Here is a 24,322-nt window from a genome sequence, read left to right as displayed (position 1 = left end):
GGAAGCCGCTTTCGGGGAGGGCCTCTCATGCTCACGACATTCGCGCTCACGGTCACGCTGCTGGTGCTGTTCTACCTGGCGGCCAGCGTCAAGGTCGTGCGGCAGGGCTATCAATATACGATCGAGCGCTTCGGACGGTTCACCGAGGTCGCGAAGCCGGGCCTGAACTTCTATCCCGCCTTCTTCTACGCGGTCGGCCGCCGCATCAACATGATGGAGCAGGTGGTCGACATTCCGGGGCAGGAGATCATCACCAAGGACAATGCCATGGTGTCGGTCGACGGCGTGGTCTTCTTCCAGGTGCTGGACGCGGCCAAGGCGGCCTATGAGGTGAGCGAGCTCTATGTCGCGATCATGCAGCTCGCGACCACCAACCTGCGCACGGTGATGGGCTCCATGGACCTGGACGAGACTCTGTCCAAGCGCGACGAGATCAACGCCCGGCTGCTGTCCGTCGTCGACCATGCGACCAACGCCTGGGGGATCAAGATCACCCGCGTCGAGCTGAAGGACATCCGCCCGCCCGCCGACATCGTCAACGCGATGGGCCGGCAGATGAAGGCGGAGCGCGAGAAGCGCGCCCTGATCCTCGAATCCGAAGGCCTGCGCGCATCGGAGATCCTGAAGGCCGAAGGGCAGAAGCAGAGCCAGATCCTGGAGGCCGAAGGGCGGCGCGAGGCGGCGTTCCGCGATGCCGAAGCGCGCGAGCGCGAGGCCGAGGCGGAGGCCAAGGCGACGCAGATGGTGTCGGACGCGATCGCGAACGGCAATGCGCAGGCGATCAACTATTTCATCGCGCAGAAATATGTCGAGGCGGTGAGCCAGTTCGCCACATCCCCCAATGCCAAGACGATCCTGTTCCCGGTCGAGGCGACACAGCTGATCGGGACGCTGGGCGGGATCGGCCAGCTGGCGAAGGAGGCGCTGGGCGGGGATGATCCGGCCACGCCCGCCTCGCCGCCCGCTCCGCCGCCCCGGCGCGGCCCGTTCGATCGAGGCCCGGCATGACCGATCTGCTCGCGATGATGGAGGACCATTGGTGGTGGCTGGTCTTCGCCGCGCTGCTCGGCATCGGCGAGGTCCTGTTGCCGGGCGTGTTCCTGATCTGGATCGCCATCGCCGCAGCGATCACCGGACTGGCGGCGCTGGCCCTGCCGATCGGCGTGCCGGTGCAGTTCCTGCTGTTCGCCGCTCTGTGCGTCGCGGCGGTGTGGGGCGGACGGCGCTGGTATGTCGCCCATCCCGTAGATTCGGCCGACCCTCTGCTCAACGACCGGGCGGCGCGGCTGGTGGGAGAGGTCGTCCCCGTGGTCGAGGCGATCGAGGACGGGCGCGGCCGGGTAAAGGTCGGCGACGGCGTATGGTCGTGCCGCGGCCCCGATACGCCGGTCGGCGGACGGGTGCGGGTCGTGGGGGCGCAGGCCTCGGTGCTGCTGGTGGAGGCGGCCTGAACCAGGGCCGCTTTTGACCGCAAGGCGCGGGATGACAGGCGCGCCCATCCCGCCCATGCTCGACGGCATGGACCTTTCCGATCTCGATCGCCACGGCGCGGCGCGCCTGCCCGCTTTGCTCACCCCCGCCCAGTGCGCCGCCATCGTCGCGCTGTGGGACGATCCCGCCGCCTTCCGCAAGGAAGTGGTGATGCAGCGGCACGGCTATGGCAGCGGATGCTACCGCTATTTCGCCTATCCGCTGCCGGAGCCGGTGGCGGCACTGCGGGACGCGCTTTATCCGGCGCTGGCGGAGGTCGCGAACCGCTGGGCGGCGATGCTGGGTTCAGGCGATATCTATCCGGCGCGCCATGCCGACTTCCTCGCCCGCTGCGCCTTGGCCGGGCAGGATAAGCCGACCCCGCTGCTGCTGCGCTACGAGGCTGGCGACTGGAACGCGCTGCATCAGGACGTCTACGGGCCGCAGATCTTCCCGATCCAGGCGGCGGTCCTGCTCTCGGAGCCGGATAGCGACTTCACCGGCGGCGCCTTCCTCCTCACCGAGCAACGGCCGCGCATGCAGTCCCGGCCGGAGGTCGTGCCGCTGCGCCATGGCGACGCCGTGATCTTCCCGGTACGCGAGCGGCCCGTGCCCGGCGCGCGCGGCGCGCACCGGGTGCAGATGCGGCACGGCGTCAGCCGGCTGCTGTCGGGCGTTCGCCACATGCTGGGCATCATCTTCCACGATGCCGCCTGACCTGCGGCGTCAATCGTCGGCCGGATCGTCATATTTGAACGGATCGGTCGGCGTGCCCTGGGTCGGCAGCGGCATGCGCGGCAGCGTCTTGGCGCTGTTCGCCGCCTGCAGCAACATGCCCGCCAGCACCACCGACCCCTGCCGCATGTCCTCTGCCTTCAGATGGTCGAAGGTGTCCATGCCGCTGTGGTGGATGCGGCTGCTATAATCGAGCGGGTCCTGCACGAACTGGTAGCCCGGCACGCCGACGGCCTGCATGAACACATGGTCGGTGCCCCCCGTCGGTGAAGAGACCACGCTGGTCGCACCCATGCCGGCGAAAGGACCGAGCCATTCACGCAGCAAAGGTACGGCCGCTACATTGCCCTCCGCATGGACGCCGCGCAGCTTGCCCGATCCGTTGTCGATGTTGAAATAGGCCTTGAGGTCGCCATAGCCGGGCTTCGGCGTGATCGGGAAACGGTACTTGTAGCGGAAATACATCGCCTCGCTCCCCTCCTCCTCCGCCGGGCCGGGCGCGCGGGTGGCGAGATACTGGTCGACATAGGCCATGGAGCCGAACAGGCCCTGCTCCTCCCCGGCCCACAGCGCGAAGCGGATGGTGCGCTTCGGCTTGACGCCCAGCTTCGCGAGGATGCGCGCGGCCTCCATGATCATCGCGCTACCCGCGCCATTGTCGGCCGCGCCGTCGCCCGCCACCCAGCTGTCGAGATGGGCGCCGGCCATGACATAGCCCGCCTTGGGATCGGAGCCGGGGATTTCCGCGATGATATTGTAGGCGTTGACGTCGCTGTCGTCGAAGCGGACGTCGCTGTTGATCTCCAATACCGGAGCCGGGCCGGTCTTGGCGAGCCGGGCGAGGCGGCGATAATCCTCCGCCGCTATCTCGATCCCTGGCAGGGCGGGCGTGCCGCCGACCTGGAAATCATAGCCTTCGCCATGCAGCAGCTTGCCGTCGCGATGGGAGATGCGCGCCCAGGCGACCGCGCCTTCCGCCTTCAGGAAGGCGTCGAGCTTGCGGGTAAAGGCGATCTCGCGCAGCAGCTTCTCCAGCCCGTCGGGATCGAATTTCGGCTGGCGGTAGGTGTCCAGCTTCTCGATATCCTCACCCTTCAGCCGCTTGAACGCAGGCTCGCCGGGCTCGCTGCCCTCGCCGGGCATCGACACGAGCACGATCTTGCCCGCCAGCTTGCCGCGCCAGGCAGCGAAGTCGCGTTCCTTCTTCATCGGCGCGACGACGATCGGCGCGCTGATCGTACCACTGGTCGGCGGCGTCCAGGCGACGGGGATGGAGGTCAGCATCAGCGGGCGCGGCGCCGTCATCCGCGCGTAGGCGGACGCGATCCACCAGCCACGGCCGAAGCGAAAGCCCTGCTTGTGGACATTGGACAGGCCCCAGGCGCGGAACTGCTCCGCCGTCCAGGCTTCCGCCTGGCGCATCTGGGGCGAGTTGGTCATGCGCCCGCCGATATCGTCGGTCAGATGCTGGGCGGTCTGCATCACCTGGCTGTGGTTCAGCCCTTCGTCGATGATGCGGTTGAGGTCGTCCGCCTGTTGCGCGGCGGCGGGCGCGGCTAGGACGAGCAAAGGCAGGAGCGCGATGGCGTGGCGCATGAAGAGGTCCCCCCTGGTGGCCGACGGGATGTCGATCCGTCCTGCTTAGGCGGCTTCGCGCGCGGGAACCAGAGAGGCGCGGCCGCCGATGTTACACTTTACGACAAAAGATCACTGGTCGTGCGAGACTGTTGCGACAATCCGCCTTTAGCAGGAGAGGCGTTACAGCAATTCAAGGGGGCCCTGTGCGCCGGTACGTTTCAATCCTGTCGATGTCCCTGATGGCGAGCGCGGCGCCCGGTGCCGTGATGGCGCAGGAAAGGGAGCCGGAAGCCCCCGGCCCGGCCGCGCAGATGGACGATGTCGAGGAGATCGTGGTCCAGGGCCAGCCGCCGCGCGGCGCCGTCATCGGCAATGTCGCGCCGGAACAGCAACTGTCCCCAGCCGATGTCCGCGCGCTGGGCGTCACCTCGATCGCGGAGATGGTGGCAGAACTTTCGCCCCAGACCAACGGCCAGCCGGTGATCCTGCTCAACGGCAAGCGCATCTCCAGCTTTTCCGAGATACAGGACATCCCGACCGAAGCGGTCGCGCGCGTCGACATCCTGCCGGAGGAGGTCGCGCTCACCTATGGCTATGCGCCGACGCAGAAGGTGATGAACATCGTGCTGCGCCAGCGCTTCCGCGCGGAGACGGTCGAGCTGCGCGGCGGCACCACGACGCAGGGCGGGCGCGAGAACGGATCGGCGGAAGGCGGCCTGCTGCGCATCCGCGGCGACAACCGCTTCACCCTGAACCTCAAATATAGCCGAGCCGCGCAATTGCTGGAATCGGAACGCGGGATCGTGTCCAATGCGCCCGGCCGGCCCTATGCGCTGGACGGGAATGTGACGGCGACGACGCCGGGCGGCGAGATCGATCCGGCGCTGTCGGCGCTGGCGGGTGGAACCGTGACCGTCGCCGCCGTTCCCGGCAGCGCGGCGAGCGGCGCCCCGACGCTGGGCGATTTCGTCGCGGGCGCCAATGCGCAGCAGGTGAGCGACGTCACCCGCTTTCGCACGCTCAGCCCCGCGACCGAGAATTTTTCCGCCAATGCGACGCTGGCCCGCGCGCTGGGCGGCGTGTCGGCGACGGTCAACGGACGGCTGGAGCTGTCCGACAATGATTCGCTGCAGGGCCTGTCGCAGGCGCTGATCGGGCTGCCGGCCGACGGCCCCTTCTCGCCCTTCTCCGACGATGTGCGGCTCTATCGCTATCTCGCGCAGGCGGGCGCGCTGGGACAGAGCATCCGCGGCACCACCGGCCATATCGGCGTGACGCTGAACGGCCAGATCGGCGGCGGCTGGCAATGGTCCTTCACCGGCAATGGCGACATTTCCGACACGCGCACCCGCACCGACCGGGGCGTGGACACGGGCGCGATCCAGGCGGCGATCGATGCGGGCGACCCCGGCGTCAATCCCTTCGGCAGCTTTTCGGGCGACCTGCTGTCCACCCACATCACCGACCGCGCTAGCGCCCGGTCGCAGGCGGTGCAGGGCGACCTGCTGATCAGCGGATCACTCTTCACGCTGCCGGCGGGCAAGGTGACGACCTCCATCCGCCTGGGCGCATCGGCCAACGGCTTCGAAGGCTGGTCGCTGCGCTCCGGTGTCGAAAGCAGCAACGACTACAGCCGCGAGATCGGCAGCGGCCAGGTCAGCGTGGACGTGCCCATCACCAGCCGGTCGAAAGGCGTGCTAGGCGCCGTCGGCGACATCAGCGCCAATGTGAACGCGGCCGCGCAGCATTATTCCGACTTCGGCACGCTTTCCACGCTGGGCTATGGCCTGCGCTGGAAGCCCGTGAGCGCCGTCCAGATCCTGATGTCCGCCAACCAGGATCGTGCGGCGCCGACCGGCACGCAGATCACCGATCCGCTGATTTCCACCCCCAACGTCTCGGTCTTCGACTATGCGACCGGGCAGACGGTGTTCGTGAACCAACTGTCGGGGGGCAACGCGTCGCTGCGCGAAAGCGTGCGCGACCAGTTCCGCCTGAGCGCGCGGGTGCAACCCTTCTCGAAGCCCAACCTGACGCTGACTGCCACCTATCTCAACAGCCGCACCAGCAACCCCATTGCCGCCTTCCCGACGCCCACGCCGGCGATCGAGGCGGCCTTCCCGCAGCGCTTCCTGCGCGATGCGGACGGCAACCTGCTGCAGATCGATGCGCGGCCGCTCAATTTCCTGCGGTCGCAGAGCGAGCGGCTGCGCTGGGGCTTCGACCTGTCATTCCAGATCAAATCGCATATCCAGAAGGTGATCGAGGCCTGGCGCGCCGCGGGCTCCAAGCCGGAGGACCGCCCCAAGGAACTGGACGAGATCCGCCAGGCGTTCCAGCGCAACCGGCCGCAAGGTGGGGGCCCCGGCCAAGGCGGCGGAGACCGCCCCGGCGGACCGGGCGGCGATCGGCCGCGCGGCCCGGGTGGTTTCGGTGGCGGCGGGGGAAGGCCGGGCGGCTTCGGCGGCGGAGGCGGCGGCAACAGCGGGCGCCTGACCTTCAGCCTCTACCACACATGGCATCTGGCGGAGACCATCCAGATCGCGCCTGGCGTGCCGGTGCTCAACCTGCTGGACGGGGACGCGACCGGCTCCTCGGGCGGCCAGCCGCGGCACGAGGTCGAGGCGCGGGTCGGCTATGTCAACAACGGCATCGGCGCACGGCTTAGCGTGGATTGGGAGAGCGGCACCCATGTCGATGGCGCGCTGGGCGGAGCCTCCCGGCTCGACTTCGGCAGCCTCGCCACGGCGAACCTGCGCCTCTTCGCCAATCTGGGGCAGATGCCGCGCCTGGTGAAGGACGTGCCCTTCCTGCGCGGCGCGCGGGTGTCGATCGGCATCGACAACATCTTCAACCAGCGGCGGGAGGTACGCGACGCGACCGGCATGACGCCGCTGCGCTACCAGCCGGGCTATCTCGATCCGCTGGGCCGGACCGTGTCGATCAGCTTCCGCAAGCTGTTCTTCCCCAACTTCGCTTCGGCACGCGGCCAGGGTGGTTAAGGAGGCATTAGCTACGCCCTAAAGCCGGTCGCTTCGCATCCGTTATGAGGTTTCGTAACGGTTGGGAGACTGGACGATGAAACCCGTCAGGATTGTGGTGGTCGACGATTCGCTGACCATCCGTGCGATGATCGAAACGCTGCTGGAGCGCGACCGCCGGGTCGAGGTGGTGGGAATCGCCCGTAACGGCGAGGAAGCGATCGCCATGATCCGGCTGGAGAAGCCGGACGTCGTGACGCTCGACATCGCGATGCCCGGCAAGGACGGCATGGCGATCCTGGACGAGATCATGGACATGGAGCCGTGCCCCGTCATCATGCTGTCCAGCCTGATGCGCGACGGCGCGCCGATCGTCGCCGAGGCGATGGACCGGGGCGCCGCCGCCTGCTTCAACAAGGCAATGATCGTGCGGGAAGCCAAGCGGTTCGTGACGCTGATCCGGGAGGTCGGGAAGGGCGTGGCCGCTGTGGAGAAGGTCGCGCTGGCGGCCTGATCGCTATGGGATCGGTGCGCAAAGGGGCGGCGTTTTGCGGCCCCTTTTTCTTGTGTCCTGAAAGCCAGCGGATCGGGCGTCGCCCGGGCAGGACCGGATTCTCGATCAGGACGCCAGCGCCTTGGGCGGCGGCGCGCGCAGCCGGGCGAGGTCGATGCCGCCGACGAACTCGATGCCCATGCGGTCCTCGCGGGACCAGCGGGCGGTGGCGTTCACGACATGGTTTTCGCCCAGTTCGACCGCGAACAGCGTGCCCTCCGGCACGTTCCACAGCCCCTCGACCAGAGCGCCGGTAGCCGAGATGTTGCGGATGCGGCCGGTATAGACATGGCCTTCATGATGGACCGCGACGGTGCGCAGCATCGTCTTGCGTTCGGGGCGGCTGGACTGGAACCCCTCCGGGCTGGCGGCGGAGCCGTTGGCGCGCTGGCGCGCGACGACGTCGTCGAAGGGCATCGGCCGGCCATAGACATAGCCCTGGATGTGGCTGCAGCCGAGCTGGCGGATCAGCTCCAGTTCGTCATGCGTCTCGGCGCCCTCCGCCGTCGTGTCCATGCCCAGCGCCTCGGCCAGGCTGACGATCGCCTTGATGATGGCGCTGTTGCGGCTGCCCTTGATTGCGGCACCGCGCACGAAGCTCTGGTCGATCTTGATCTTGTCGAACGGCGCCTTCTTCAGATAGCCGAGTGAGGAATAGCCCGTCCCGAAATCGTCGAGCGCGAGGCGGACACCCAGCGCCTTCAGCCGCGTAAACATCGAATCGGTATCCGCGTCGTCGGTCAGGAAGACGCTCTCGGTGATCTCCAGCTCCAGCCGCTCGGGCGCGAGCTGGGATGCGGCGAGCGCGCTCATCACGGTGGCGGGAAAAGCCGGGTTGGCGAACTGGGTCGGCGAGACGTTCACGGCGACCTGCACCCCCTCCGGCCACTGGGCGGCATCGCGGCACGCGGTGCGCAGCACCCACTCGCCGATCTGGGCGATGAGGCCGGTATCCTCCGCAATGGGAATGAACAAGGCCGGCGAGATCGGGCCGCGCACCGGATGGACCCAGCGCAGCAGCGCCTCATAGCCGGTAATCCGCTCGCTGGCGGTCGACACCACGGGCTGGTAGACGAGGTGCAGGCCGTCGGCGGCCAGCGCATGACGCAGGTCCTCTTCCAGCTTGCGGCGGTCCTCCGCGTCGGCATGCATGTCCGACGAATAGAAACGGTGGACCCCGCGTCCATTGCCCTTCGCCGCATAGAGGGCAAGGTCGGCATTGCGGATCATCGCGTCGGCGGTGACGCCGTCCTGCGGGCAGCAGGAAATGCCGATCGACACGCCGATGACGACGGCCGTGCCCTCGATCGTATAGGGCTGCGACACCGTGGTGATGATGGTCTGCGCCAGATGGCTCAGCGCGGCGCGATCATGGCGGCCGGGCAGCAAGATCTTGAACTCGTCACCGCCCTGTCGCCCGACCAATCCCTTGTCGCCGACCACCCGTTCCAGACGCTGGCTGACCTGGCGCAGCAGCTGGTCGCCCGCCGGGTGGCCCAGCGTGTCGTTCACCGTCTTGAATCGGTCGAGATCGAGCATCAGCAGCGTGCATTCGCCGGGCTTGCCGCGCGTACCCGCCACCGCCTGCTCCAGCGAACCCAGCATCTGGACACGATTGGCGAGGCCGGTCAGCGAATCATATTGGGCGAGGCGCGTGACTTCCGCCTGGCTGCGCCGCATCTCCGTCAAGTCCGCGCCGCTGCCGCGAAAGCCGTGGAACTGGCCATATTCGTTGAACACCGGCTGGCCGGAGATCGACCACCAGCGCTCCTCCTTCGCCATGGCCGCCTGGACGGGAATGTCGGAAAAGGCGGTGCGGGCCGACAGATGGAAGCCGAGCGTGCGCTCGCCGTCGCCCCGCTGCCGGTCGCCCGGACGAACGATTTCCGTGATCGGCCGGCCGATCAGCCCGCCCGCCGGCATGTCCAGCGTCTGCGCCAAGGTGTCGGACAGGTAGACGAGGCAACCCTGCCGGTCGGTTTCCCAGAACCAGCCCCTGCCCGAACGCTCATATTCCTGCAGCAGCCGGTCGGACCGCTCCGCGCGCTGCACCTGCTCGTGCCGGGCGATCGCCTGGTCGCAGTCCGCGCGCGCCTGACGCACGGTCGCCACCAGCATGACCGCGACACAGCTGCCGAGCAGGACGACCTGTGCCATCTGCGCCTGTTCCAGCACGGAGACGATCAGCGCGCCGAGAAAATAGCTGAGCCCCAGCAGCCGTCGGTCACCGAAGATGCAGACGGCGAGCAGCGCGACCGACAGTTCGGGCAGCGCCAGCCGCAGCATCGGATTGCCGCCGGCCGGTGATGCGAGCGCGAGCCAGAGGCTGAACGCGAGGCCGGAAAGAAAGACCATGGGCAGCAACAGCCACTTCTGCACATGCGGCGGCAGACGGCGGAACGCCCCATAGCGCGGAGCGAGCAAGACGGCGCCGTCAGCCAGCAGGTTGAGGGCGAGCAGGAACGCGAGCCCCCCATTGGGCACATGATGGAAGCCGGCGCCCGAGAGGCTGGCAACGACGATCTTGGCCAGCAGGATCAGCGGCCAGAGCGCAGCGGCAAGGGTGAAGGACCGCGCGACCCAGGCCGCCGGCACATCCGCTCCGCTTTCAGCGAGCCCCAGCGAGGCGAGAAGGCCCGGGGTGCGGGGCGTATGATCCAGGAAAGCAGCACGCGAAACAAGCATGCGGTTCGTCTAGCGGCAACTTCTTGAAAGAAGATTACTCCGGCCGAGACATCAACGGCGCCGTCGCGACAATGAAGCGGCGGGCGGCCGCCGTTTTCTTCTTCGCCTTTACACGCGCATCGGCATCAGAACATAAAGTGCAGGACTGCGATCGTCCTCGCGGATCAGCGTCGGCGCGGCCGCATCGGCCAGGTGCAGTTCCACCAGGTCGCTGTCGATCTGGCCCAATATGTCGAGCAGGTAGCGGGCGTTGAAGCCGATGTCGAACCCCTCGCCCTGGAAGGCGCCGGGCACCTCTTCGGCCGCCGTGCCGTTTTCCGGGCTCGTGACGGACAGGGTGATGCGGTCCTTGTCGAGACTCATCTTGACCGCGCGGGTCTTTTCCGTGGCAATGGTGGCAACGCGGTCCACGCCCTCCTCGAAACTGCGCGGGTCGATCTTCAGCAGCTTGTCGTTGGCCGTCGGGATCACGCGGCTATAGTCCGGGAAGGTGCCGTCGATGAGCTTGCTGGTCAGGATGGCATTGCCCAGGCCGAAGCGGATCTTGCTGGCCGACAGGGCAATTTCCACCGATCCTTCGACTTCGTCCAGCAGCTTGCGCAGTTCGCCGATGCATTTCCGTGGCACGATGATGCCGGGCATGCCCTCCGCGCCGTCGGGCCGGGGCACGGTGACGCGGGCGAGGCGGTGGCCGTCGGTGGCCGCGGCCTTGAGCACCGGGGCGCCGTCGTCCGTCACGTGGAAATAGATGCCGTTCAGATAATAGCGCGTCTCTTCCGTCGAAATGGCGAAGCGCGTCTTGTCGATGATCTGCTTCAGCGTTTCGGCCGGCAGTTCGAACCGCGTCGGCAGGTCTCCCTCGGCAATGACGGGGAAGTCGTCGCGCGGCAGCGTCGACAGGTTGAAGCGGGCACGGCCCGCCTGGATCAGCATCTTCCCCTCCGCCGCTTGCAGCAACACCTGGCTTCCCTCGGGCAGCTTGCGGGCGATGTCGAACAGGGTGTGGGCCGAAATGGTGGTGGCGCCGGGCTGATCGACCTGGGCGGAGATGCTATCCACGATCTGCAGGTCGAGGTCGGTCGCCATCAACTTGATGGAACCGTCCGCGGACGCCTCGATCAGGACGTTGGACAGGATCGGGATGGTGTTGCGCCGCTCGACCACCGACTGGACGTGGCTCAGGCTCTTGAGGAGCGTTGCGCGTTCGATGGTGGCCTTCATGTCCCTGTTCTATCCGTTTCTTTTTCTGCCGATGGCCCGGAAACTGTCGAATCCGGGCGACAATGATGGATGTTCCTTCATAGCCGCTGTGACGGCCGCGGCAAGCATCTGCTGAGCAGCGATTTCCGTGCGGGGTTGCAAAAGGGCACGGGGTGCGCTTTGCCCGGCACATGCGGTCCGCGCTTGTCCTGATCCTGTCCGCCCTCCTGCTCGCCTGCCCGGCGCAGGCGAAGGATTCGCTCGGCATCTTCGAAAGCTGGGGCGCGTTCCGCGATCCGGCCGAGCCGCGCTGCTACGCGATCGCGCAGCCGGCCGCGCGGCAGGGCGCCCGGTCCCGTGGCTTCGCGGCGGTCGGCACCTGGCCGCGAAAGCGCATCAGGGGCCAGGTGCATTTCCGCCTCAGCCGCATCCGCGCCGACCGCGCGCCAGTGATCCTGTCGGTCGGGGAACGGCGCTTTATTCTGGTGGCCGGGCAGGCCGACGCCTGGGCGCCAGACGCGCGCGCGGATGCCGCGATCGTGGCGGCGATCCGTTCCTCGACGGGCATGAGCGTGCAGGCCACCGCCGCCGACGGGCGCAGCTTTACCGACAGCTACGCGCTGCGCGGCGCGGCGACCGCGATCGACGCGGCAGCGCTGGGGTGCGCGCGGCTGCGCTGATCTTTAGCGCCCGCTTTAAAAGCGCGCGTAAATCGACTATGTCCGTGGGATGCAGACATCCGCCAGCCCCCTTATGCCGATCCCCGGCGCCATCGACCCTGTGCCCGTGCCGCGCGCGGTGACGCCGCGCGAGGATGGGCGCGTCGATCTGATGGGCCTGGCACGGCCGCAGATCAGGGATGTGTTCGAGAGCGCGGGGCTGGACGCAAAGCAGGCGAAGCTGCGCGCCAAGCAGATCTTCCACTGGCTCTACCATCGCGGCGAGACCGATTTCGAGAAGATGACAGACCTCGCCAAGCCGATGCGCGGCTGGATGGCGGAGCGCTTCATCGTCGGCCGGCCGCAGGTGGTGGAAGCGCAGGTCTCCAGCGACGGCACGCGCAAGTGGCTGCTGCGCTCCGACGACGGGCAGGATTATGAGATGGTGTTCATTCCCGACGCCGACCGGGGAACGCTGTGCGTGTCGAGCCAGGTCGGCTGCACGCTCAACTGCCGCTTCTGCCATACCGGCACGATGCGGCTGGTGCGCAACCTGACCCCGGGCGAGATCGTCGGACAGGTGATGCTCGCGCGCGACGCGCTGGGCGAATGGCCGCGCGGCACCATGGCGTCGGCGAACGACGATGAGTCCGACGACGCCCCGCAATACACCACCGACGGGCGGATGCTGACCAATATCGTGATGATGGGCATGGGCGAGCCGCTGTATAATTTCGATCATGTGCGTGACGCGCTGAAGGTCGTGATGGACGGCGATGGCCTGGCTTTGTCGAAGCGGCGCATCACCCTGTCCACCTCCGGCGTCATCCCGATGATGGCGCGCGCCGGCGAGGAGATCGGCGTCAACCTCGCCGTGTCGCTCCATGGCGTGACCAAGGAGGTGCGCGACGAGCTGGTGCCGCTCAACCGGAAATACGGCATCGAGGAGCTGCTGCAGGCCTGCGCCGACTATCCCGGCGCGAACAACGCCCGCCGCATCACCTTCGAATATGTGATGATCAGGGACAAGAACGACAGCGACGAGGATGCGCGCGAACTGGTCCGCCTGCTGCGCCGGTTCAAGCTGCCGGCGAAGGTCAACCTGATCCCGTTCAATCCGTGGCCGGGCACCGACTATGAATGCTCAACGCCCGAGCGGATCAGGCGCTTTTCCGACATCGTGTTCGAAGGCGGCATTTCCGCCCCCGTGCGCACACCGCGCGGGCGCGACATCATGGCCGCGTGCGGGCAGCTGAAGTCCGCCTCCGAAAAGAAGAGCCGTGCCGAGCTGGACCGGCTGGCGGCGGAGAAGCAGGCCGCGATCGGTTGACGCGCGCCGGCCGTTCCGGTAGCGCAACAGCCATGGCCTGCACGATCACCCTTACCCAACAGATTCCGCACGTGGCGGGGCCGTTGGCGTATGGACAAAGGGAAGCGGACTGACGCTCCCTCGACGATCCACGCAGACCATTCGGAAGACCCCGCCTCTGGCGGGGTTTTTCTTTGCCCTGCCACCGGCTTCGACAAGGACAGGACCCATGACGACCGAAGACGAGATAGAACGCGTGGCGCACGGCTTTTGCGAGCGCACGCTGCCGAAGGAAGAATGGACCCATGGGGCGCATTTCGCGACCGCGCTGTGGCTGATGCTGCGGCGTCCCGATCTGGTCGCCGAGCGCGACATGCCCGGCATGATCGCCCGCTACAATGAAAGCGTGGGCGGCGTGAACAACGATACGAGCGGCTATCACGAGACGATCACCCAGGCATCGCTGCGCGCGGCGCGGGGCGTGCTGGCCGGACTGCCGGCCGATGTGGGCGTCGCGCAGGCCTTTGCCGCACTGATGGCGACGCCGCTCGCGGGCAAGGACTGGCCGTTCGCCTATTGGTCGCGCGAAAGGCTGATGTCGGTCGAGGCGCGCCGCGGCTGGGTGGAGCCGGATCTCAGGCCCCTGGATTTCTAAGAGCAATCGCGGCCCTCATGCGAAAAGGGCGGCCCCGCGAGGAGCCGCCCTTCCCATTTTCCGATCGAGAGGGATCAGAAGCGGATGCCGAGGCCGCCAACCACCTGGTGGCGCTCCACGTCGCCTTCATAGTTGGAATAGCGATATTCGCCCTTGACGAACACCTGGCCGCCCAGCTTGTATTCCAGACCGGCGCCGACGCGCACGCCGTCGCCATTCTCGCCACCGAAACCTTCGGTCTCGATGCGGGCGTTGGTGTAGCCGGCCTTCACATAGGCAAGCGCCTGCGGGCTGACCACGAAGCCGGCGCGGGCGCCGATATACAGGTCGCGCGCGGCATCGATGTCGGTGCCGGAGATGGTGCGGCTGGCGGTCGAATCCGAGATTTCGCCCTCGATACCGAACACGGCGTTGCCGCTCTGGTAATCATAGCCGAGACCGATGCCGTAGAGGAAGCCGTCCGGGCTGCCCAGGCCGTTGCTGTTGGTGTCCAGCTTGTCATAGCCGGCGAGCACTTCGGCATGGGGGCCGGTGAAGGGCGCGGCGTCCTGCGCGAAAGCGGGAGCGGACACGGCAAAAGCGGCAGCAGCAACGGCTGCGAGAATCACAGTCTTCATATAGTCCTCAATTTTATTTCTGTATCCGGAAGAAGGATTGATCCGGACGTCAGGATAGATGCAAAGAAATCATGCCTCAGTTCACACAATACTCCCGAACCCACTCACTTCATTTAGTGAGGGATTAGGTGACCCGCATCACGATCACGCAGCGGGCATCTAGGATCCACCTTCCGGATTGAAAAGGGGCGGGGGAATGATTTTTCATGGATTTCCCCCTTGTGTTGCACATGAGTCACATTTCCGTCATATCGCCAGGCAACCCCAGGCAGCCCGGCAACGGCATCATCCTTGGGGATGATTTCGGCCGCGAACCGAAAGATCCTGGGCGAACGCCGGCGCGGAAATGAAGCAGAGCACGGCGCTGGCGAGGAAAAATATCGAAACGTTCTTCATTTTTTTGCCTTCCATAATGTTCATGCGTCGAGGCACTGAAATTATTGACAGGCGACCGTTTGCATTCTCCCGCTTGACGCACGGGACGATGAATTATTTTTAATATTCTGTACCGATATTTCAGATTCGACTATTGATAGTCCCTTGCGGGCGTGGCCGTTGCCCGAAGCGATCATGACAATTCCATGACGATTCGATCAACGACATGCCAGACGACACCAACGACAGAGACCCGTATGCAGCCCCCGCTCCTTTTTGCTAAAGGCAACCCATGGATGGCGGGGACAGCAGCATGAGCAGCGCGACGGTCAGGCGCCATCGGCTTTCGACGCGGCTGTGGCACTGGCTGAACGCCGTGCTGCTCTACGTGCTGTTCACCAGCGGCCTCGGCATCTTCAACGCGCATCCGCGGCTTTACTGGGGGCAATATGGCGCGAATTTCGACCGGCCCTGGCTGGCGCTGGAACGGTTCGGGAGCTGGGTGACCTTGCCCGCGCACTATAATCTTGCGCTCTCACGCCACTGGCACCTGACGGCGGCGCCAATCTTCGCCTTCGCGCTGCTCGGCTACATGCTCTGGAGCCTCGTCAACCGGCATGTCCAGCGTGACCTCGCTTTCCGTCGCGGCGAACTGGTCCCCGGGCATGTATGGCAGGATATCAAGGACCATGCCCGGCTGCGCTTCCCGACCGGCGAGGCGGCGCTGCGCTACAATGTGCTTCAGAAGGCGAGCTATGTCGGCGTGATCTTCGTCCTGCTGCCGCTGGTCATCCTGACCGGCCTGACCATGTCGCCCGGCATGAACGCCGCCTGGCCCTGGCTGGTCGACCTGTTCGGCGGGCGGCAGTCGGCGCGGTCGATCCACTTCATCGCCGCCTTCATGCTCGTTGCCTTCTTCCTGGTCCACATGACCATGGTGCTGCTGGCCGGGCCGGTGAACGAGATCCGGTCGATGATCACCGGACGCTATCGCCTGCCGGAGCCGCGGCGATGAGCCTGATCCTGTCCCGCCGCGCGCTGATCCTGGGCGCCGGGGCCACGCTTGCCGGATGCGACCGGCTGGCGCGGCAGGAGCCGGTGCGGGAACTGCTGTTTTCCGCCGACAATTTCCACAAATGGGCGCAGCGCGGGTTGATGGACCGCAACGCGCTGGCCCGGGAGTTCCGGCCGGACCAGATCTCCCCCACATTCCGCGCCAACGGCACGAGCAATCCGAACACGGAAGCGTACAAGGCCGTGTGGCGGAGCGGGTTCGCAGACTGGCGGCTGCGGGTCGGCGGCCTTGTCGGCCACCCCTTGTCGCTTTCCCTCGCGCAGCTGCATGCCATGCCCCATCGCGAGCAGATCACCCGCCACGACTGCGTCGAGGGCTGGAGCGCAATCGGCAAATGGCGTGGCGTGCCGCTGTCGCTGATCCTGGACGCGGCGAGGATGAGCAGCCGCGCGCGCTACATCGTGTTCCGCTGCGCCGACGACATGGGGGACGGGAACGGCTATTATGAAAGCATCGATCTGGTCGACGCCTTCCATCCCCAGACCATCCTGGCCTTCGCGCTCAACGACCGCCCGCTTCGCGTCGCCAACGGCGCTCCGCTGCGGCTGCGGGTCGAGCGGCAGCTCGGCTACAAGCACGCGAAATATCTGACCGCCATCGAGGCGGTGGAGAGCCTGTCCGGCATCGGCAAGGGCAAAGGGGGTTTCTGGGAGGATTTTAGCGGCTATGACTGGTACGCAGGCATCTGAAACAACAAGGGAAGCGGCCGTACATGAAGTGGATACTCGACAAGGTCCTCAGCCGGATGGTCCGCACCGGCCGATTGACCGTAGTCTATCATGACGGCACGACCCGCCAGTTCGGCCCTGGCAATCCCGACCGGCCGCATTTCACGCTGAAGTTCCGCGACCGCGGCGTGCCGATGGCGATCGTCCGCGACCCCCGCCTGGGCCTCGCCGAGGCCTTCATGGATGATCGCCTGGTCATCGAGGGCGGCGACATCATGGATTTCGTCGCCTTCATGCGGCACGACCATCCCTGGGAATGGACGGGAAAGCGCGAGCGCAAGGCGAGCGAAAAGAATCCGCTGGTCAAGCGCGCCGGCGTGATCGGCAAGGCGCTGATAAAGGCCAACGACCGCCGCCGGTCACGCGCCAATGTCGCGCATCATTACGACCTGTCGGGCGCCCTCTACGCGCTCTTCCTCGACAAGGACCGGCAATATAGCTGCGCCTACTGGCCCGACGCGAAGAATGAGGCCGGCATCGGCCTGGAGCAGGCGCAGGAGGACAAGAAGGCCCATATCGCGGCCAAGCTGATGCTTTCGCCCGGGCAGCGGGTGCTGGACATCGGTTGCGGCTGGGGCGGCATGGCGCTGTACCTGCATCGGACCTGCGGCGTCGACGTGCTGGGCATCACCCTGTCCGAGGAACAGCTGAAGGTCGCGCGGCAGCGGGCGATCGACGCCGGCGTGCAGGACCATGTGAAGTTCGAGCTGATCGACTATCGCGACGTCGAGGGTCCGTTCGACCGGATCGTATCGGTCGGCATGTTCGAGCATGTCGGGACGCCGCATTATTCGGAATTCTTCCGCCTGTGCCACAATCTGCTGACACCCGACGGCGTGATGCTGCTGCACACCATCGGCCGCGTCGGCGGGCCGGGCCGTACCGACGCCTTTACCGACAAATATATCTTCCCCGGCGGCTACATCCCCGCGCTGAGCGAGGTGGTGGCGGCCAGCGAGCAGAACAAGCTGATGGTGACCGACGTCGAGACACTGCGGCTCCATTATGCGCTGACGCTGCGCGAATGGTACAAGCGGACGGTCGCGCACAAGGCGGAGATCGTCGCCCTGTACGACGAGCGCTTCTTCCGCCTGTGGACCTTCTACCTGGCCGGGGCGACCGCCGCGTTCGAAAGCGGGGGCATGGTGAATTTCCAGATCCAGTACACCCGCAACCGACGCGCCCTGCCGATCACCCGCGACTATATGCATGAGGCCGAGGCGGCGCTGCGGGGGCGCTGAGCGAATGAACCATGGATGACCGGCCCGTTCCCGGCCGGTTCAGTCATGCCGTCGCATCTTCACCATCAGGCCGCGAGTCCCGGGGCGCGCGGCGAGGATGAGGAGAAGACGACATGACCTTGCTGTGGAAGGGCGCGGTGGCGCTCGGCCTGTCAGTGGCGGCGTTCGGCGCCGTCGCAGCCACGCCGGCCCAAGCGCAATATTATGGTTCGGGCTATCATCGCGGCGACCGCGACCATCGCTGGGACCGGCGGTGGGACCGTGAACGGCGCTGGGACAACCGCCGCCACTGGCGGAACGACCGCCGCTACTGGCGTGGCCATCGGGGCTATTACGGCTATCGCCAGCGCTGCTGGACCGAGCGCCGCTACGACCATTATCGCGGCCGGTCGGTTCGGGTGCGCATCTGCCGCTGACCGGACGGAGGCCGGCGCCCGCACCGTGGCGGCGGCCTCCGCATGGCGGGCGGTTGACGGCATGCGCCGTCAGGGGCTAGGCGGCGGCCAACGATTTCTTGGAAGCACCGACATGAGCGACACGCCCCCCGACCGCCTTTCCACCAACCCGCGCAGCCCCTTCTTCGACATGGACGTACTGCAGCGGGGCATCGGCATCCGCTTCAAGGACCGGGTACGCAACGATGTCGAGGAATATTGCATTTCCGAAGGCTGGATCCGCGTCGCCGCCGGCAAGACCCGCGACCGCCACGGCAATCCGCTGACGATCAAGCTCAACGGCCCGGTGGAAGCCTGGTTCGAGACGCCTGCGCCGGATGCGGAAGAGAAGGCGGCCGACGTCGAATAGGGGGGCGGCAGGATGATGTGAAACGGCTCAAAAGCGGACGCTCGAAAGCATTGCTGTTCGTCACAGCCCTCCGCATAATGGGCTCATGAAAAACATCCAGATCATTGACGGTGCGCTCAATGCGACCTTCAGCTTGTTTCAAGCCACTGACGATGAATTTGGTGCGATTTTCGTCGGGAATAGTGACATGGCAATCATTGAGGACGTGTTTGCGCGTCTTGGGAATGCCGAAGCGGGCCGCGTTATTTCGCCCCTATGGGATCGCCCCATTCTGAAGAGCGAAGCGCAAGGGATACATGGAACGCTATTCTACGGCTATGATGACCTGCGAGAAATCTTCCCGCGATCAATGCGTGAGGTTGATTGGGATGAGCTTTCTATCAATCAGGCGCAAAGAGAACTGTTTCGCGCAAAGCGGTAAGGCTGCTTCCAACTGAAACTACGAGCGAAGCGATTGTCCGCTTTCCACCCATAATGGCCATCTGGCCCTTTGAATTGGTCCACCGCGCCTAGTCCAGCGCCGCCTCGCGCCGTATGTCGGCGATGATGGCGCCCAGCGTGCGCTGCGAAGGGGCATTGTCTGCATAGCGGGTGACGGACAGATCGGCCTCCAGCCGGGGTACGCGCCGCGACGCAGCAATGGCCTGCATGGCGCGGCCCGGGGTGGCAGCCGCCGGCGCCTTTACGGCCGGTGCCTTTTCCTTCCTCCACTGGTCGGGATCGACGGCGGCGAGCCGCACGCTGCTCCCCAGCGTTGCATCGGGGACGAAGGGGCGCAGCTTCCCCCTGGCGGGATAGATGAAGCCGAAGGTCGGATTGGTGCGCACGCCCATCTGCCCGGTCGGGCCGTGCCAGACGCGGACCGCGCTCCAGTCGCCCTCTTCCGACACATCCACAACCGGAACGTCCTCCTCGATCGCGCCGGGGCTCGACCAGTTGGCATGGCGGACCAGGACATGGCGGCCGTCCAGCACCTTGCTGACCACCGCGACATGACCGAGCATCATCGGCCCGAAGGGACGAAAGGCCAGCACGGCACCCTTTTTCGGCTTATGCCCTCGCTTGTAGTGATCCTCCGCCCGGTCCCACCAGGTCAGCGCATCGCCCTGGATATCCACGCCCGAAACGATGCGGGCATAGGGCACGCATTGCAGCACCGTGGCGCCGAACGCCGGCCCCGTCGCCAGGCCGGACAGCAGCAAGGCGGCCGTCCAGCGAACCGATCGAAACATCAAAACGCGACCCCGAACCTGAGAATCGCCCCACCGCGAGCGAAACTAGATTATCGCCCTTTAGCAAATAGTTAACAGCTCAGAAAGCACCGCGCGCGCTGTCGATGCCCATGGTCGCGCGGTCGGCCGCGGCAATCTGCACCGGCTGGACCAGGGGCTGCGCCTGGTCGGGATAGATGAAACCGCGCGCCGGATTGGAACGCAGGCCCAGGTCACCGATCGGGCCGTACCAGACGCGCACGTCCGTCCAGTCGTTGTTGGGCGACACGTCGATGGCGCGGACGTTACGCTCCACGCCGCCCCGGTAGGACCAGTTGGCGTGGGTCAGCAGCACCTCGCGGTCGCTGACCACCTTGCTCACCATGGCGACGTGGCCGACAGGCATGCGGCGGCTGGAGGAAAACGCCAGCACGGCACCGACGCGCGGCTCGTGACCGCGATCATAGCGGCCCTCGGCCTGGTTCCACCAGGTGTTGGCATTGCCGAAAAGCTGGATGCCGGAAACCTGACGGGCGAAGGGTGCGCATTGCAGGACGCCGGCGGCGGCAGGGGTGACGGTGGCAAGAGAAGCGAGCGCAAACAGGGCGGCTGCGAACAGCGCGCGAAAACCACCGATCATGTATTGCGACCCCCGACTTAGGTGTAGCTGTTATCCCCGAGGCCCTGTTAGGGCAGAGCCAGGCGCGCTTGAAAACCGTCGAGCGGCGAAGCGTTGCTGCGACACGTCACGCTGCGGAACGAAAGATCGAACCGCCCGTTACCTTCCACCGCGTTGCAGCCCCCAATTCCTTGAAAAGCTGGTCTTCCGTGCCGGTCATCCAGACCTGGCCGCCGGTGGCCGCGAGTCGCTCGAACAGCGCGACCCGGCGCGATGGATCGAGATGCGCGGCGATTTCGTCGAGCAGCAGCACCGGCGGCTGGCCCCGCTCCACCGCCACCAGAGCGGCATGGGCCAGCAGGATCGACAGCAGCAGCGCCTTCTGCTCGCCGGTCGAGCAGAGCGCCGCCGCCTGCCTCTTGGCGGCGTGGAGGACGGCCAGATCCTGCCGATGCGGCCCTGACAGGGTGCGGCCTGCCGCCGCATCGCGCCGTCGCCCGCGGGCGAGCCGATGCGCGAGCGACCCCTCGGTCGGTTCCTCCTCCGCTATTGCCAGAATGGGCCGGGCGAAAGGGGCGTCGGGCTGGCCTTCCAGTTTCGCGTTGAGCCGGAGGACGAGGTCGCTGCGCGCGGCCGCAACCGCGGTGCCATGCTCCTCCATCTGCGTCTCCAGTGCCCCGAGCCAGGCAGGATCGGCGACACGCAGGTCGGAGAGCAGGCGATTGCGCGCCCGCATCGCGGCCTCATAGCGCGCGCTGTGCGCGGCATGGGCGGGATGCAGCGCCAAGGTCAGCCGGTCGAGGAAGCGGCGCCGTCCGCCGGGGCTGTCGAGGAACAGCCGGTCCATCGCCGGGGTCAGCCAGACGATGGCGAGATGGTCGGCCAGCGCATTGGCCGCGCTGGCGGTGCCGCCGATCCGCACCAGGCGCCGATCGGGCGCGCCCGGGGCGACGCCGGTGCCCAGCATCACGCCGTCGACCTCCGCCGCGATGCCGAAGCCACCCGGCCCGCCCTGCCGCGCCATGTCGCGTAGCGCGGCGCCGCGCAGGCCCCGTCCGGGCGCGAGCATCGACACCGCTTCAAGGATGTTGGTCTTGCCTGCGCCGTTGTCGCCTGTCAGCACCAGGAAGGGGTGATCGGGCACGATCAGCGCATCCGCGTGGTTGCGGAAATCGCTTAGGGTGAGGCGGCCGATCATCGCTCCGCTCTAGCGGCGCCGGATGGAATGGGGAAGCGAATGCCCTCTCCCGGACGCTGTCCGGGGAGCTATTTGCTTTCCTGAGCCGGCAGGCAATTCCACCTGCTTCGAAATCTTCTAGTTGCAGCGCTTTCGCGTGACGCTCGCACCGTCGTTGACGATGGTGAGGCGACGTCCGTCGGCGGACGGCTTCATTTCCAGAGTGCGGGTCCAGCTTTCGCCCTCCCCCGTGAAATCCGCGGTCACGCGCACGCGGCCGTCTTCCTGTCCCTTCACCGCGGTCACCCGCCCCTCGCTTTCGTGAAAGATCAGCCGGTCGGGGGTAACCGTCAGTTCCAGGGCGGCCGCCCGGTCACCGCAAGTTTCCGCGGCGCCGGTCCAGCGGCCCAGCAGCGGAGCCGGAATGCTGCTTTCGGCCGAATCCTCAGGCTGCGGGATATCGGGCAGCGGCTCTGCCGGCACGATCGCATTGTCCGGCGGTGGAGGCTGCTGCGCATTGGGCAGGGCGTCGTCGAGGATGTTGGTCACGATGCCGGGCTGGCTATCGTCCTTGCCGCCGTCGCAGCCGGCGAGAGCAAAAGCGGGTGCGAGCAGGGCCAAGGGTAGAAGAAAACGCATGCTGCAAAAACCGCCTTTCAATGGCCCGGTTCCCGGCATGACGGCGCCATTCCGCCATGCTATGGTCACGGGCGCGAGTCAGCGGGGAGGAATGCCATGCCGGTGCTGGGAATGGGAGGCCTGTTCTTTCGTGCGCGCGACCCCGACGCCCTTGCCGCTTGGTATGCCAGGCATCTGAACGTCGGCGCCGGCTGCGTGTCCGATCCGGGCGCAACGCCCGACGAATGGGCCTGGAAGCCGCAGGGTGGGCCGATGGTCTTCGCCCCCTTTCGGCAGGACAGCGACTATTTCGCGGCCGACAAGGCGTTCATGCTGAATTTTCGCGTCGCTGATCTGGACGCGCTGCTGGCGGATTTGCGTGCGGCGGACGTCGAGGTCATCACCAAAGCCGAATGGGATCATCCCGATGCCGGGCGTTTCGCCCGCATTCATGATCCCGAAGGCAATGCCATCGAACTCTGGGAGCCGCCGGCGCCCGCTGCCTGAAGGACTGCACATGACCCTGCGCAACAGCATCAAGACCACTGCGATTCTGGCGGCGGCGTCCGCTGCCCTGCTTGGCGCCGGCGCGGCGGGTGCTGCGCTGTCGGTGGGCGCCAAGGCGCCAGACTTTACCACGCGCGGCGCGCTGGCAGGGAAGACCTTCACCGTGACCCTCTCCCACCAGCTGAAGCGCGGACCGGTCGTGCTGTATTTCTTCCCCAAGGCATTCACGCCGGGCTGCTCGGCCGAGGCGCGCGAGTTCGCCGAGAATATCGACAAGTTCAAGGCGGCGGGCGCGACCGTCATCGGCATGTCGGCCGACACTGTCGACGATCTGGTCGCCTTCTCCACCAAGGAATGCGCCGGCAAGTTCGCGGTCGCGTCCGCCGGTCCCAACATCGTGTCCGGTTATGACGTCGCGCTCAAGATGCGGCCGGGCATGACCGATCGCACCTCCTATGTCATCGCGCCGTCGGGCCGTATCGCCTTCGTCCACAGCGAGATGAACTATGCCGGCCATGTGAAGAGCACGCTGGCCGCGGTCGAGGCGATGAAGCAGAAATAACCAGTAGGACAGTGGCCGTCCGGTCCGCGGGCGGCCCCTTCCGGAAAGGGGGCCGCTTCGCGCCGGTCAGCCTGCAGGCTTCTGCGCCGATATCTTCACATTGGTCATCATCGCCTGATTCGGCGGCAGCGCCAGCTCCCCCGCCGGGAAGCCGTTGGACTGGAAGATGAACGCCTCGATGTCCGACACGGTCTTGCCGCCCAGGCTGCCCGGCGCGTTCAGCGGCATGGTCGACTGAATGCGGCCAAACAGGTCGCCCGCCGAGGTGTTGTTCCAGTTGTTGAGGAAGGTTCCGCCGGTCAGCGCCGGCGCCACGTCGATTCCCGCCAATGTATCGCCATGGCAGGCGGCGCAGTTTTCGGCATAGGCGGTCTTGCCGCGCTCCGCCTGCTCGGCGGTATAGACACCGCTCCACACATTGCGCTCGGGTGCCTGCGCGCTGGCGACAACCCCGCCGCCAAGCGCCAGCACCGCCGCACCCACCAAAGCATAACCACGACCCGTCATAAACTTCTTCATCTCATGCTCCCGGAAGCCGGAATGCCACCAGCTCCGCACTATAATTGCCCCCCCCGATGGCGACGACGATATACTGCTTTCCCTTGAGCATATAGGTCATGGGAGAGCCGCTCTGCGGCGCGGGCATATAGACCGCACCCTTCTCTTCCCCCGTGGCCTTGTCATAGGCGCGCAGCATGGCGCCGCGCACCCCATATTCATTGGTGTAGAAACCCGCTTCGCCGCAAATCACCAGCGTCTTGGTACAGAGCGGGCCGAGATTGCCGGCACGCCCCGTGCGCGGGATCTTCAAGCCCTTCAGCTTGGGGTGATTGCGAACATTGTCGGGTGTCTCGCCATGGGCGATCTGCCATGCGAGGTCGCCTTTGGTCAAATCGATCGCGGTGATGCGCCCATAGGGCGGCTTGAGCAGCGGCAGGCCCTGCACCTGCAGGAAGCCCGGAT

General features: G+C 66.4%; 26 protein-coding genes and 1 pseudogene. 16 read left to right on the top strand and 11 right to left on the bottom strand.

Annotated features, from left to right (window positions below; genetic code table 11):
- The first annotated feature begins 27 nt into the window (after nt 1-27).
- From M529_RS29695 to M529_RS29685, 3 genes are read left to right on the top strand one after another with little or no spacing between them, the layout of a single operon-like run.
- Nucleotides 28-1,008, top strand: a complete 981-nt coding sequence (locus tag M529_RS29695; protein ID WP_021316888.1) for an SPFH domain-containing protein — start codon at nt 28-30, stop codon at nt 1,006-1,008.
- The gene (locus tag M529_RS29690; protein WP_021316887.1) at nt 1,005-1,451 is read left to right on the top strand and encodes an NfeD family protein; all 447 of its coding nucleotides are present in this window, start codon (nt 1,005-1,007) and stop codon (nt 1,449-1,451) included. Before M529_RS29695 ends, M529_RS29690 begins: the two co-directional genes overlap by 4 nt.
- Nucleotides 1,452-1,482: 31 nt before the next feature.
- Nucleotides 1,483-2,187 (top strand): 2OG-Fe(II) oxygenase, encoded by a 705-nt coding sequence (locus M529_RS29685; protein WP_021316886.1) that lies wholly within the window; start codon nt 1,483-1,485, stop codon nt 2,185-2,187.
- A gap of 9 nt (nt 2,188-2,196) precedes the next feature.
- On the opposite strand, the gene M529_RS29680 is transcribed toward M529_RS29685, so the two are convergent.
- Nucleotides 2,197-3,801 carry a M20/M25/M40 family metallo-hydrolase gene (locus M529_RS29680; protein ID WP_021316885.1) on the bottom strand — a complete coding sequence of 535 codons (1,605 nt, stop codon included), beginning with the start codon at nt 3,799-3,801 and terminating at the stop codon, nt 2,197-2,199.
- A gap of 221 nt (nt 3,802-4,022) precedes the next feature.
- Between M529_RS29680 and M529_RS29675 the strand changes: the two genes are divergently transcribed.
- Together M529_RS29675 and M529_RS29670 are read left to right on the top strand one after the other, a co-directional pair.
- Nucleotides 4,023-6,785, top strand: coding sequence for a TonB-dependent receptor (locus tag M529_RS29675; RefSeq protein WP_236617649.1), 2,763 nt, complete (start codon nt 4,023-4,025; stop codon nt 6,783-6,785).
- A gap of 76 nt (nt 6,786-6,861) precedes the next feature.
- Nucleotides 6,862-7,278, top strand: a complete 417-nt coding sequence (locus M529_RS29670; RefSeq protein WP_021316883.1) for a response regulator — start codon at nt 6,862-6,864, stop codon at nt 7,276-7,278.
- 105 nt (nt 7,279-7,383) lie between these two features.
- Here M529_RS29670 and M529_RS29665 read toward each other — a convergent pair whose 3' ends face one another.
- Both M529_RS29665 and dnaN read right to left on the bottom strand, forming a co-directional pair.
- A complete protein-coding gene (locus tag M529_RS29665) occupies nt 7,384-10,002 on the bottom strand; it encodes an EAL domain-containing protein (RefSeq protein ID WP_021316882.1) in 2,619 nt (872 codons plus the stop codon).
- A 108-nt stretch (nt 10,003-10,110) separates the two neighbouring features.
- Nucleotides 10,111-11,223, bottom strand: a complete 1,113-nt coding sequence (gene dnaN / locus M529_RS29660; protein WP_021316881.1) for a DNA polymerase III subunit beta — start codon at nt 11,221-11,223, stop codon at nt 10,111-10,113.
- Between the two features lie 170 nt (nt 11,224-11,393).
- Between dnaN and M529_RS29655 the strand changes: the two genes are divergently transcribed.
- The 3 genes from M529_RS29655 to M529_RS29645 all read left to right on the top strand — a co-directional run bounded on the left by M529_RS29655 (nt 11,394) and on the right by M529_RS29645 (nt 13,825).
- Entirely contained in the window at nt 11,394-11,882 is a 489-nt protein-coding gene (locus M529_RS29655; protein ID WP_021316879.1) for a hypothetical protein, read from the top strand.
- Nucleotides 11,883-11,931: 49 nt separating this feature from the next.
- Nucleotides 11,932-13,191, top strand: coding sequence for a 23S rRNA (adenine(2503)-C(2))-methyltransferase RlmN (rlmN, locus tag M529_RS29650; protein ID WP_021316878.1), 1,260 nt, complete (start codon nt 11,932-11,934; stop codon nt 13,189-13,191).
- Nucleotides 13,192-13,399: 208 nt separating this feature from the next.
- Nucleotides 13,400-13,825 carry a hypothetical protein gene (locus M529_RS29645; protein WP_021316877.1) on the top strand — a complete coding sequence of 142 codons (426 nt, stop codon included), beginning with the start codon at nt 13,400-13,402 and terminating at the stop codon, nt 13,823-13,825.
- A 74-nt stretch (nt 13,826-13,899) separates the two neighbouring features.
- Here M529_RS29645 and M529_RS29640 read toward each other — a convergent pair whose 3' ends face one another.
- Together M529_RS29640 and M529_RS50510 are read right to left on the bottom strand one after the other, a co-directional pair.
- Nucleotides 13,900-14,442: an outer membrane protein gene (locus tag M529_RS29640; protein ID WP_021316876.1), complete on the bottom strand. Its 543-nt coding sequence runs from the start codon at nt 14,440-14,442 to the stop codon at nt 13,900-13,902.
- A gap of 285 nt (nt 14,443-14,727) precedes the next feature.
- Nucleotides 14,728-14,862, bottom strand: coding sequence for a hypothetical protein (locus tag M529_RS50510; RefSeq protein WP_269078861.1), 135 nt, complete (start codon nt 14,860-14,862; stop codon nt 14,728-14,730).
- Between the two features lie 268 nt (nt 14,863-15,130).
- Between M529_RS50510 and M529_RS29635 the strand changes: the two genes are divergently transcribed.
- From M529_RS29635 to M529_RS29610, 6 genes are all read left to right on the top strand, one after another.
- On the top strand, nt 15,131-15,832 hold the full coding sequence (locus M529_RS29635) for a cytochrome b/b6 domain-containing protein (RefSeq protein ID WP_031294480.1): 702 nt from the start codon (nt 15,131-15,133) through the stop codon (nt 15,830-15,832).
- The gene (locus M529_RS29630; RefSeq protein ID WP_021316873.1) at nt 15,829-16,581 is read left to right on the top strand and encodes a molybdopterin-binding protein; all 753 of its coding nucleotides are present in this window, start codon (nt 15,829-15,831) and stop codon (nt 16,579-16,581) included. The genes M529_RS29635 and M529_RS29630 overlap by 4 nt, the downstream gene beginning before the upstream one ends.
- 23 nt (nt 16,582-16,604) lie before the next feature.
- Nucleotides 16,605-17,861: an SAM-dependent methyltransferase gene (locus tag M529_RS29625; protein ID WP_021316872.1), complete on the top strand. Its 1,257-nt coding sequence runs from the start codon at nt 16,605-16,607 to the stop codon at nt 17,859-17,861.
- Nucleotides 17,862-17,974: 113 nt separating this feature from the next.
- Complete coding sequence (locus M529_RS29620; protein ID WP_021316871.1) at nt 17,975-18,277, top strand: hypothetical protein; 303 nt, start codon at nt 17,975-17,977, stop codon at nt 18,275-18,277.
- 112 nt (nt 18,278-18,389) lie between these two features.
- Complete coding sequence (locus M529_RS29615) at nt 18,390-18,665, top strand: DUF3297 family protein (RefSeq protein WP_021316870.1); 276 nt, start codon at nt 18,390-18,392, stop codon at nt 18,663-18,665.
- Nucleotides 18,666-18,750: 85 nt separating this feature from the next.
- The gene (locus tag M529_RS29610) at nt 18,751-19,086 is read left to right on the top strand and encodes a hypothetical protein (protein WP_021316869.1); all 336 of its coding nucleotides are present in this window, start codon (nt 18,751-18,753) and stop codon (nt 19,084-19,086) included.
- A gap of 88 nt (nt 19,087-19,174) precedes the next feature.
- Here M529_RS29610 and M529_RS29605 read toward each other — a convergent pair whose 3' ends face one another.
- The 4 genes from M529_RS29605 to M529_RS29590 form a co-directional block, all read right to left on the bottom strand.
- Entirely contained in the window at nt 19,175-19,897 is a 723-nt protein-coding gene (locus tag M529_RS29605; protein ID WP_031294478.1) for a CHAP domain-containing protein, read from the bottom strand.
- Between the two features lie 79 nt (nt 19,898-19,976).
- On the bottom strand, nt 19,977-20,516 hold the full coding sequence (locus M529_RS29600) for a CHAP domain-containing protein (protein WP_021316867.1): 540 nt from the start codon (nt 20,514-20,516) through the stop codon (nt 19,977-19,979).
- A gap of 106 nt (nt 20,517-20,622) precedes the next feature.
- Entirely contained in the window at nt 20,623-21,693 is a 1,071-nt protein-coding gene (recF, locus tag M529_RS29595) for a DNA replication/repair protein RecF (RefSeq protein WP_021316866.1), read from the bottom strand.
- Nucleotides 21,694-21,810: 117 nt separating this feature from the next.
- Nucleotides 21,811-22,311, bottom strand: a complete 501-nt coding sequence (locus M529_RS29590; RefSeq protein ID WP_031294476.1) for a hypothetical protein — start codon at nt 22,309-22,311, stop codon at nt 21,811-21,813.
- Between the two features lie 96 nt (nt 22,312-22,407).
- Between M529_RS29590 and M529_RS29585 the strand changes: the two genes are divergently transcribed.
- Together M529_RS29585 and M529_RS29580 are read left to right on the top strand one after the other, a co-directional pair.
- Nucleotides 22,408-22,797 carry a VOC family protein gene (locus M529_RS29585; protein ID WP_021316864.1) on the top strand — a complete coding sequence of 130 codons (390 nt, stop codon included), beginning with the start codon at nt 22,408-22,410 and terminating at the stop codon, nt 22,795-22,797.
- A gap of 10 nt (nt 22,798-22,807) precedes the next feature.
- Nucleotides 22,808-23,359 (top strand): peroxiredoxin, encoded by a 552-nt coding sequence (locus tag M529_RS29580; protein ID WP_021316863.1) that lies wholly within the window; start codon nt 22,808-22,810, stop codon nt 23,357-23,359.
- Between the two features lie 66 nt (nt 23,360-23,425).
- Here the strand turns inward: M529_RS29580 and M529_RS29575 are convergent, their stop codons facing one another.
- Nucleotides 23,426-23,878 (bottom strand): c-type cytochrome, encoded by a 453-nt coding sequence (locus tag M529_RS29575; RefSeq protein WP_021316862.1) that lies wholly within the window; start codon nt 23,876-23,878, stop codon nt 23,426-23,428.
- Between the two features lies 1 nt (nt 23,879).
- Nucleotides 23,880-24,322, bottom strand: a pseudogene (locus tag M529_RS0124240) (pyrroloquinoline quinone-dependent dehydrogenase); the annotation flags it as partial.

It is taken from the genome of Sphingobium ummariense RL-3, from assembly GCF_000447205.1.
Lineage (GTDB): Bacteria > Pseudomonadota > Alphaproteobacteria > Sphingomonadales > Sphingomonadaceae > Sphingobium > Sphingobium ummariense.
This window is presented reverse-complemented; position numbering and strand designations above follow the sequence as displayed.

Bases quoted from the DNA above. Each gene is read 5' to 3' on its own strand.
- M529_RS29695 (WP_021316888.1), top strand. From the start codon at position 28: ATGCTCACGACATTCGCGCTCACGGTCACGCTGCTGGTGCTGTTCTAC.
- M529_RS29690 (WP_021316887.1), top strand. From the start codon at position 1,005: ATGACCGATCTGCTCGCGATGATGGAGGACCATTGGTGGTGGCTGGTC.
- M529_RS29685 (WP_021316886.1), top strand. From the start codon at position 1,483: ATGACAGGCGCGCCCATCCCGCCCATGCTCGACGGCATGGACCTTTCC.
- M529_RS29680 (WP_021316885.1), bottom strand. From the start codon at position 3,801: ATGCGCCACGCCATCGCGCTCCTGCCTTTGCTCGTCCTAGCCGCGCCC.
- M529_RS29675 (WP_236617649.1), top strand. From the start codon at position 4,023: ATGGCGAGCGCGGCGCCCGGTGCCGTGATGGCGCAGGAAAGGGAGCCG.
- M529_RS29670 (WP_021316883.1), top strand. From the start codon at position 6,862: ATGAAACCCGTCAGGATTGTGGTGGTCGACGATTCGCTGACCATCCGT.
- M529_RS29665 (WP_021316882.1), bottom strand. From the start codon at position 10,002: ATGCTTGTTTCGCGTGCTGCTTTCCTGGATCATACGCCCCGCACCCCG.
- dnaN (WP_021316881.1), bottom strand. From the start codon at position 11,223: ATGAAGGCCACCATCGAACGCGCAACGCTCCTCAAGAGCCTGAGCCAC.
- M529_RS29655 (WP_021316879.1), top strand. From the start codon at position 11,394: ATGCGGTCCGCGCTTGTCCTGATCCTGTCCGCCCTCCTGCTCGCCTGC.
- rlmN (WP_021316878.1), top strand. From the start codon at position 11,932: ATGCAGACATCCGCCAGCCCCCTTATGCCGATCCCCGGCGCCATCGAC.
- M529_RS29645 (WP_021316877.1), top strand. From the start codon at position 13,400: ATGACGACCGAAGACGAGATAGAACGCGTGGCGCACGGCTTTTGCGAG.
- M529_RS29640 (WP_021316876.1), bottom strand. From the start codon at position 14,442: ATGAAGACTGTGATTCTCGCAGCCGTTGCTGCTGCCGCTTTTGCCGTG.
- M529_RS50510 (WP_269078861.1), bottom strand. From the start codon at position 14,862: ATGAACATTATGGAAGGCAAAAAAATGAAGAACGTTTCGATATTTTTC.
- M529_RS29635 (WP_031294480.1), top strand. From the start codon at position 15,131: ATGAGCAGCGCGACGGTCAGGCGCCATCGGCTTTCGACGCGGCTGTGG.
- M529_RS29630 (WP_021316873.1), top strand. From the start codon at position 15,829: ATGAGCCTGATCCTGTCCCGCCGCGCGCTGATCCTGGGCGCCGGGGCC.
- M529_RS29625 (WP_021316872.1), top strand. From the start codon at position 16,605: ATGAAGTGGATACTCGACAAGGTCCTCAGCCGGATGGTCCGCACCGGC.
- M529_RS29620 (WP_021316871.1), top strand. From the start codon at position 17,975: ATGACCTTGCTGTGGAAGGGCGCGGTGGCGCTCGGCCTGTCAGTGGCG.
- M529_RS29615 (WP_021316870.1), top strand. From the start codon at position 18,390: ATGAGCGACACGCCCCCCGACCGCCTTTCCACCAACCCGCGCAGCCCC.
- M529_RS29610 (WP_021316869.1), top strand. From the start codon at position 18,751: ATGAAAAACATCCAGATCATTGACGGTGCGCTCAATGCGACCTTCAGC.
- M529_RS29605 (WP_031294478.1), bottom strand. From the start codon at position 19,897: ATGTTTCGATCGGTTCGCTGGACGGCCGCCTTGCTGCTGTCCGGCCTG.
- M529_RS29600 (WP_021316867.1), bottom strand. From the start codon at position 20,516: ATGATCGGTGGTTTTCGCGCGCTGTTCGCAGCCGCCCTGTTTGCGCTC.
- recF (WP_021316866.1), bottom strand. From the start codon at position 21,693: ATGATCGGCCGCCTCACCCTAAGCGATTTCCGCAACCACGCGGATGCG.
- M529_RS29590 (WP_031294476.1), bottom strand. From the start codon at position 22,311: ATGCGTTTTCTTCTACCCTTGGCCCTGCTCGCACCCGCTTTTGCTCTC.
- M529_RS29585 (WP_021316864.1), top strand. From the start codon at position 22,408: ATGCCGGTGCTGGGAATGGGAGGCCTGTTCTTTCGTGCGCGCGACCCC.
- M529_RS29580 (WP_021316863.1), top strand. From the start codon at position 22,808: ATGACCCTGCGCAACAGCATCAAGACCACTGCGATTCTGGCGGCGGCG.
- M529_RS29575 (WP_021316862.1), bottom strand. From the start codon at position 23,878: ATGAAGAAGTTTATGACGGGTCGTGGTTATGCTTTGGTGGGTGCGGCG.